General features: G+C 38.6%; 9 protein-coding genes and 1 riboswitch. Of the genes, 3 read left to right on the top strand and 6 right to left on the bottom strand.

The features are described from left to right. The first annotated feature begins 25 nt into the window (after positions 1-25). Positions 26-93, top strand: a riboswitch (Fluoride riboswitch). A 31-nt stretch (positions 94-124) separates the two neighbouring features. The 3 genes from ACE3RB_RS19315 (at position 125) to ACE3RB_RS19305 (ending at position 3578) form a co-directional block, all read left to right on the top strand. Next, entirely contained in the window at positions 125-1432 is a 1308-nt protein-coding gene (locus ACE3RB_RS19315; RefSeq protein WP_374465706.1) for a voltage-gated chloride channel family protein, read from the top strand. A 226-nt stretch (positions 1433-1658) separates the two neighbouring features. Beyond that, entirely contained in the window at positions 1659-2537 is an 879-nt protein-coding gene (locus ACE3RB_RS19310) for a LysR substrate-binding domain-containing protein (RefSeq protein WP_374465705.1), read from the top strand. 105 nt (positions 2538-2642) lie between these two features. After that, positions 2643-3578, top strand: a complete 936-nt coding sequence (locus tag ACE3RB_RS19305; RefSeq protein ID WP_374465704.1) for a YeiH family protein — start codon at positions 2643-2645, stop codon at positions 3576-3578. An 80-nt stretch (positions 3579-3658) separates the two neighbouring features. Here ACE3RB_RS19305 and ACE3RB_RS19300 read toward each other — a convergent pair whose 3' ends face one another. The 6 genes from ACE3RB_RS19300 to ACE3RB_RS19275 form a co-directional block, all read right to left on the bottom strand. Next, positions 3659-3838: a hypothetical protein gene (locus ACE3RB_RS19300; RefSeq protein ID WP_209785223.1), complete on the bottom strand. Its 180-nt coding sequence runs from the start codon at positions 3836-3838 to the stop codon at positions 3659-3661. Between the two features lie 177 nt (positions 3839-4015). Beyond that, the gene (locus tag ACE3RB_RS19295; protein ID WP_374465703.1) at positions 4016-5257 is read right to left on the bottom strand and encodes an MFS transporter; all 1242 of its coding nucleotides are present in this window, start codon (positions 5255-5257) and stop codon (positions 4016-4018) included. Positions 5258-5330: 73 nt separating this feature from the next. Further along, positions 5331-6896 (bottom strand): ribonuclease Y, encoded by a 1566-nt coding sequence (gene rny / locus ACE3RB_RS19290; protein ID WP_332388491.1) that lies wholly within the window; start codon positions 6894-6896, stop codon positions 5331-5333. A gap of 229 nt (positions 6897-7125) precedes the next feature. Continuing rightward, entirely contained in the window at positions 7126-7413 is a 288-nt protein-coding gene (locus ACE3RB_RS19285) for a cell division protein ZapA (protein WP_042722546.1), read from the bottom strand. Next, positions 7413-7832 (bottom strand): V-type ATPase subunit a family protein, encoded by a 420-nt coding sequence (locus ACE3RB_RS19280; protein WP_232723173.1) that lies wholly within the window; start codon positions 7830-7832, stop codon positions 7413-7415. Before ACE3RB_RS19280 ends, ACE3RB_RS19285 begins: the two co-directional genes overlap by 1 nt. Before the next feature lie 21 nt (positions 7833-7853). After that, a partial coding sequence (locus ACE3RB_RS19275) for a porin family protein (RefSeq protein WP_374465702.1) occupies positions 7854-8565 on the bottom strand: 712 nt, incomplete at its 5' end.

The raw sequence follows: 8565 nt of genomic DNA, 5'->3' as shown, positions 1-8565 counted from the left end.
ATCCTTAATTATTATATTTGCAGTATCAAAAAAAGGAAATGGTGTTCTTCCTTACCCAACCGCTTTACAAAAGCTGATGACGCCTGATTAAAAGATTATTAACAAATAACTAATCAGGATTATTATGTCAAAAAATCAACGGACACTTGGTGAAAAAGCAGTTTTTCAGACTCATTTTTTCTTCAGAAAATTTCCGGCATTGCCTTATATTTTAAAATGGCTGTTCATCAGTATGATTATTGGAGCATTAGTGGGAACCGCTTCTGCAGGATTTCTTCAGTCTTTGGAATGGGCTACCAATTTCAGAGAAAATCATCTCTGGCTGATAGCTTTTCTTCCTGTTGCCGGATTTCTGATAGGACTGCTTTATTATTACTTCGGGAAAGATGTTGAAGCCGGAAACAATCTGTTGATTGATACCATCCATGAGCCCAAAGGCATCATTCCGTTTAAAATGGCTCCCTTTGTTTATCTGGGAACCATTGCAACACATTTCTTTGGGGGTTCTGCAGGTCGCGAAGGAACAGCTCTTCAAATGGCAGGTTCTATTGCAGATCAGCTTACGAAACCTTTTAAGCTTGACAGAAATGAAAGAAAAATATTGATTATTGCTGCGATTGCTGCCGGATTTGGCTCTGTTTTCGGAACTCCTCTGGCAGGTGCGGTTTTCGGTCTTGAAGTTTTTCTCATTGGGAGAATCCGTTACAATGCTATTTTCCCTGCATTTGCTTCGGCCATTCTTGCTGATCTGGTGACCAATCTCTGGAACGTAAAACATACCCATTATCATATTGATTTCATACCAAAACTGGAATTTTCACCTATTCTTTACAGTATCCTGGCAGGTATTGCTTTTGGAATCTGTGCAGCAGCTTTCAGTAAAATCATTCACTGGATGGGAGCTTTTCTCAAATCGAAAATTAAATATCCTCCGCTTCGTCCTGTTGTTGGAGGAATTATTATTGCAATTGCTGTTTTTGCAATGGGTACAACCCGTTATATCGGATTAGGAGTTCCCGTTATCCTGGAATCTTTTGAAAAGCAACTTCCATTGTATGATTTTGCTTTAAAAATGATTTTTACCATCGTCACGCTTTCTGCGGGATTCAAGGGTGGTGAAGTTACCCCGCTGTTCTTTATCGGAGCTACATTAGGCAGTGCTTTATCTCTTTTTATCCCTTTACCTTTCGGGCTATTGGCCGGGATGGGATTTGTTGCCGTATTTGCCGGAGCCACCAATACGCCTTTGGCCTGTATGCTGATGGGAATTGAGTTGTTCGGGGCAGAATGTGGCGTGTATGTAGCCATTGCCTGTGTTGTATCTTACCTACTTTCCGGTCACAACAGCATTTATACAAAGCAGAAAATCGGAGAAGCAAAAAACAGAAGATACGAAAGCCAGCAGGACAGATCGATTTCTGATTTTTTATAAGGGGTTTCGAGTTTCGGGTTTCGAGGTGCGAGATGCTGGTTATTTTTTATTACTTGTTGCAGGATGCTGGTTCTTATTCTTTCTTAGCTGCAGCATAACCTTTAAATTTTGAAGCGAATAACCACGAATCCCGAAATACGGATCTCACATCTCATTTCTCTCAGACTCTCCCACTCTCAAACTCACTCTGCTTCCCGTTTCCAACTATAATTCGTAATTTTACCCCATGTTCGATTACAGATTAAAAGTTTTCCATACGGTAGCTTCCCGCTTAAGTTTCACTAAGGCTTCAGAAGAGCTTCACATTTCACAGCCTGCTGTTACCAAACACATTAAAGAAATTGAAACCCAGGTAGGCGCCAAGTTATTTGACCGTAAAGGAACTTCTATTCAACTGACCCAAAGCGGTAAGATTTTGTATGAGCATGCTGAAAAGATAAGAAATATCTACCGTGACATGGAGTTTGAGATCAGCCAGATCAATCAGCAGCATAAGGGAAAACTGATTATCGGAGCCAGTACAACGGTTGCACAGTATATTTTACCTGAAATTCTGGCCAAATTCAATTCTTATTATAGAGATATTAAGATTGAGCTGCTTACCGGAAATACGGAAACAATCTCAACACTTTTAAAAGAAGAAAAAATTGATCTCGGTATTATCGAAGGAGAATCACAGTCTTCTTATTTTGAGTACAGAACTTTTAAACCGGATGAAATTGTTTTGACAGCGAAATCCGATCATCTTCTTGCCCATAAAACTTTACACCTAAAGGACCTCTATCAGCTGGATCTGATCTTCAGAGAACAGGGTTCCGGTACGCTGGAGTTTATACAAAACAGACTTAAAGAGAAAGAAATCAATATCAATGAATTGAATACCGTTATGCAGCTGGGAAGCAGCGAAAGTATTAAAAATTACCTTCTTCATTCGGAATGTATGGCCTTTCTTTCCATCAGCACCATATTGAACGAACTTAAAAATAATATCCTTACCGTCATTGATATTAAGAACTTCAGTATTGAAAGGGATTTTCATTTTATTCTTCCTAAAGGAGAGCAGTCTGAACTGATTAAGCTTTTCCTGAGATTTGCAGAGCAATAAGCAACAAGTAAAGATATAACTTATAGTTATCCTATATAACAAAATACGATTTATTTTGTTATACTATTTTCCGGAATTTTGGTGCAGATTTTAAAAGTTCGCATTATGAAAGATTTCATTCAGAATGAAATGACCCGGAAAGTATTCTTTATAGTTTTGGCTGTCTTATGCCTTACACCGCTCATATCTTCTCCAATTGCTCTTGCCTTGGGATTTGCCCTAGCTGTTTTTTTAGGAAATCCTTTTGAAAAACATCTTCATCAATATATTCATCTGCTGCTGCAGATTTCAATTGTAGGACTGGGATTCGGATTAAAGCTGGATGAAGCCCTTAACGCCGGAAAAACAGGCCTGATGCTGACTATTGTAAGTATTGTTACCGTAATGGTTTTGGGATATTTTCTGGGAAAAATATTTAAACTGGAAAGACCGCTGTCTTATCTTTTGTCTGCAGGAACGGCTATCTGTGGCGGAAGTGCCATTGCGGCAGTATCTCCTATTATTAAACCAAGCACAAAGCAGATTTCCCTCGCACTGGCGATTGTTTTTACCTTAAATTCAATTGCGCTGTTTATATATCCCGCGATAGGTCATCTGCTGAACCTTTCACAGGAGCAGTTCGGGCTTTGGTGTGCGGTGGGAATTCATGATACAAGTTCTGTAGTAGGTGCTGCAAGCAAATATGGTGATGAAGCCCTGAAAATAGCAACGACAGTGAAGCTTGCCCGTGCATTGTGGATTATCCCGGTTTCACTGATTACGATGTTTATTTTTAAAAGTAAAGGCACTAAAATAAAGATTCCATGGTTTATCGGCTACTTTATTATTGCTATTCTTTTGAATACATATTTCCCGGTTCTTGACCGTTTCAGCACTTCAATCACTGTTCTGGCAAAATCCGGACTGAATCTGACCCTGTTTTTCATTGGTTCTACCCTTTCCCTTCAGACCCTGAAATCTATAGGATTAAAGCCATTATTAACCGCAATACTCCTTTGGGTTACAATAAGTGCCGGCAGTCTTCTTTACATTATCCGTTAAAAAGAGCAGCACCCTTTTGAAACCAAAAGGGTGCTGCATATTAAATGTGGAAATGTTTATTTCATATTGAAATAATTTCTTTAGATAGCAGCTTCACCACAAGTATAAACCTGCGGACAAGCGATATACTGTACACAATACCAAGGTCCTGTTACTGATCCTGAGCAGCTGCATCCGCAAAGAGATAAATCAGGATTTCCGCTTATTCCTCCAGTAATGTTTTTCAGATCCTGCTTTCTTAATTTTTTAGCATTTTTCATAATGTTCATGAGATTTAGTTGATTAAACAATTATAGTTTTAGTTACTTTCCAAAGTTAAACAAATATTAATTACACGCAACAAAAATTAGTATAAAAATTAATAATTTATTGATTATAACCTTATTATTATATTCAAAATAAGGAATGACTTTTTTCTTTTTTTTAAACAGTTTAATTTATTCTGTAAATTCAAGATCTCTGTCGTGGGTTTCTGAAATCGTAAGTGAGGAATAAAATGCCAACCCGAATACTATCACTCCCACTATGGCAGCACTTTCCACAACAGGGAAATGAGTTTTAAGAGAGTCAAAAGCCAGAATCATAACAGGAACAAGACCTCTCACCATATTTGGAACAGTTGTCGTTGCTGTATTTCTGATATTAGTCCCAAACTGTTCTGCTGCCAATGTCACAAACATAGCCCAATATCCTGTTCCAAATCCCAGCCAGACACAAAACAAATAATATTTGGTTTCCGTATTCGTATTGCCAAACAGCATGATAGCAACGCCAATCAGCGTAAAGATCAGCATGTAAAAGATAGCCATTTTCCGTGATTTTAAAGCATGAGAAATAAAACCGCTAAGCAGATCACCTACAGAAATACCTACATAAGCCCACATAATTGCTTTTCCGGGGTTGATATCCTTTATTCCTAATTCAGGGGCAAACTGATTAGCTAAAACAGCCAGAATCCCTATGCAATACCACGTAGGTAATCCTACTGCAATACATTTCAGATACCTTATCAATCGGTCTTTATTGGTAAAGAAGGAGAGAAAGTTTCCTTTTGATACATTTTTATGCTCAAGATTCTTGTAAATCCCGGATTCTGAGACGCTGATTCTCAGTATCAATAACATGATTCCCATGATCCCACCAATAATGTAAGAAATGTTCCAGCCACCAGCCAGCTCTACAGTAAGCTGGGCAACAACAGCCCCCATTAATCCGAATCCGGCAACAACTGAGGTTCCGATCGCTCTTAAATTCTTCGGCAGGCTTTCAGAAACCAGCGTAATTCCTGCTCCAAGCTCTCCGGCAAGGCCAATACCGGCAATAAACCTTAAACCGGCATATTGGTACACTAAATGCTCTTTTGGAAAATAAGGCAGAAAACCACAGGCAATATTGGCTAAAGAATACACCAGAATAGACCCGAAGAGCACGGAAAGCCTTCCTTTTTTATCTCCGAAGATCCCCCAGAAAACACCTCCGAGGAGAAGTCCCACCATCTGGCAGTTCAGAATAAAGGTTCCGTCTGCATCCGGATTGAGTCCCAATGCCTTCAGGCTGGGTATCCTGACAATTCCAAACAAAAGGAGATCATAGATGTCTACAAAATAGCCAAGGGCTGATATAATAACGGGAATAGAGAAAATGTACTTCAGTTTCGAAGACATGGACAGTTCTTGCATTTTTAAGTTTTGATAAAAATAAAAAACCTTTCAATTTCTTGAAAGGTTTTTATCAAATATCTTTTTCTGATTATTATCTGGCAATATTCACAGCTCTCGTTTCTCTGATTACTGTTACTTTTACCTGTCCCGGATAAGTCAGTTCATTCTGGATTTTCTCAGAGATGTCATAAGAAAGTTGGGAAGCTACTTCATCGTTTACTTTTCCGCTCTCTACCATTACTCTCAGTTCTCTACCCGCCTGGATTGCATAAGCACTGGATACTCCATCGAAGCTTAATGCTGCAGATTCAAGGTCTTTCAATCTCTGGATATAAGATTCCAATACCTGTCTTCTTGCTCCCGGTCTTGCTCCTGAGATCGCATCGGCAACCTGAATGATCGGGGATAATAATGATTTCATTTCAATTTCGTCGTGGTGAGCTCCGATTGCGTTAACAACTTCCGGATTTTCACCGTATTTCTCAGCCCACTGCATACCTAAAAGGGCGTGTGGTAATTCTGATTCCTGCTCAGGAACTTTACCAATATCGTGTAAAAGACCTGCTCTTTTTGCTAATTTTACGTTTAATCCTAATTCAGCAGCCATCGTTGCAGCGATATTCGCAACTTCTCTTGAGTGCTGTAGTAAGTTCTGTCCGTAAGAAGAACGGTATTTCATTCTACCTACGATTTTGATCAGTTCAGGGTGTAATCCGTGGATTCCTAAATCAATAATGGTTCTCTTCCCTACTTCAATGATTTCCTCCTCGATCTGTTTTCTTGTTTTTTCAACCACTTCTTCGATTCTTGCCGGGTGAATTCTACCGTCAGTTACCAATCTGTGAAGGGATAGCCTTGCAATTTCTCTTCTTACCGGATCAAAACAAGAAAGAAGAATTGCTTCCGGTGTATCGTCAACAATGATTTCTACTCCTGTTACCGCTTCCAAAGCACGGATATTTCTACCTTCTCTACCGATAATTCTACCTTTTACTTCATCAGACTCAATGTTGAAAACTGATACTGAATTTTCGATAGCCTGCTCTGTCCCGATTCTCTGGATCGTTTGGATAACGATTTTTCTTGCTTCGTTTTTAGCATTCATCTGAGCTTCCTCCATGATGCTCTGAACGTGTGCTTGTGCTCTTGTCTTAGCTTCAGCTTTCATGGTTTCTACCAATTCAGCTTTGGCTTCTTCAGCCGTATAGTTGGAAATTTTCTCAAGTATTTCTACTTTCTTAGCCGTTGCAACATCCAGCTCCTGCTGTTTTCTTTCCAGAATTTCGTTCTTCTTAGCGTAGTCAGCAATCTGCTTATCCAGATCTTTTTCAAGTTTTCCGGTCTTGCTAAGCTCGTCATTCAGCTTATGTTCTTTATCCTTGATTCTTTTCTCAATCTCCTGCATTTTCTTTTCGCGGGCCTGAATGTCAGCATCATGCTGTGATTTCAGTTCCAGGAATTTTTCTTTTGCCTGGAGATTTTTTTCTTTCTTTATGGATTCAGCCTGTACATTAGCTTTTTCTATAAGGTTTTCGGCATTTTTCTTGGCATCATCTATGATGAATTTTGCTTTAGTATTCAGAGAACTTCTGGAAAAAAACATTCCCACTACGGCCCCGATTACCAAACAAACAACACCGACTATAACTTCTATCATAATATATATTGAGTTTTAATTGTATTCATATCTAAATAAAAAAAGCCTACAATAATCCAGAGATTGAGAGTAAACTCCTAATCAACACGATTTGAACTGATTTCCACGGTCTGTAATCCGGACGAACCGGCACGCCATTCAATGGACATTTGTTCGGTAATTGTTTAGCGTTGAGTTTACCTTTAATGTGTTAGAATTATTGTAGGCAGCATTTTTCGGGAAAAAAAATCTATTTCCCTGTTTCATTCAACGATTGATTGATTTTGGCTAATCTTTCGTTGGTAGATTGTATTGTTTTATCGTAGTTCATAGACACCACTTCTGCATTGGTTCCCAGTTTCAGGGCACACATAGCCAAAGCATCCTGTTTGTCTCTCACATCGAAATTCTGTTCAAAATCTTTAATCATATTTTCAATCTGCTTCCCGACCTTACGCAGAGTTTCTTCTTCTGCTGCCGGTACGTTCAGCGGATACACCCTTCCTGCAATGTTGATGGTTATTCTTCTTACCTCCATTATAATCCACTGTTTTGAAGCTGTGCAATACAGAAATCTATTTCCTTCACCAATCTGTTGATGTGATTTTTCATCAACCTGTTATGTTCAGGGTTTCCTGATATTGCTGAATAAAGTTTTATATTTTTTTGTTCTTCTGCTAATACCTGATTTTTTCTTCTTTCTTCATCATACTTCTTCTTCAACTCTTCATGCTCAATACTTAATTCTTTTAAATTTTCCGTAAGATTTTTATAGTTCTTTTGCAGAGTCGAAATCTTTCTCTCTAATTCTGAAAAATTATTTTCTAAATCTTGAAGCATTTCAGGTTTGTATATTCTAACTAAAAGCAAAAATAAAAAAATAATAACACTAACAAAAATAAAACGCTCTATATTTTGATATATAAACAAAAAAGGAGGCGCCAGAGCGTCTCCCATGTATTTTCCAGTGAAAAATTTTTATTCAAATTTCAGAACGAACATTACTGCTCTTGTCTGCAATGTAGAAACAGCAGATGCCCAGTAAGGAGGTGTAGTCGCGTTATCCGCCACTTTCTCATTGTTCATGAAGAAGGTTCCTCTGATCGCAGGAGTCAGTTTAAACTTGTTGAAATAAAACTGGATTCCCATTTCTGCAGACCATGCAAAGTTGTGCATGGTAGATCTGAAGATACCCTGCATGTTATCATCGGTAGAAGTTGCATTAGACTGAAGGTTTACTACATAGTTTACCCCTGCTGCAACGTAAGGTCTTGAGTTGTACCATCTTTGTCCGTGAAGCTCCAAAAGTACCGGAATATCAATCAATGTGGATTTAATTTCTCTTACTTTATCCTTTTCCTGCAGAGGGAACGGTATGAAGGGATCATTCGTTAAAGACCCACCTGCATAAATATCATTGGATTGAGTATTAAAAGTCAACTGTCTTTGTGCAAACTGTAAACCCGGCTCTATTCTTACGTCCAGATAGTCGTTCAGTCTCCATTTTGCAATAAGCCCGGCACCGAAACTATAACTTTCCTTAGAGGTAACAAGGTTTTCATTATCATTCATCCCATATTTCGGATGTAAAACAATGCGGTAATCCAGTCTGTTCCCGTTCAAATAAAACCCCCAACTGAATTTCTGTTCGTCGAAATCTTCCAACTTATCCATTCTGTTTCGGGTTCTG

It is taken from the genome of Chryseobacterium sp. (genome assembly GCF_041914225.1).
GTDB lineage: Bacteria > Bacteroidota > Bacteroidia > Flavobacteriales > Weeksellaceae > Chryseobacterium.
Note: the sequence above shows the minus strand (reverse complement) of the source record. Positions and strands in the feature narration are given on the sequence as shown.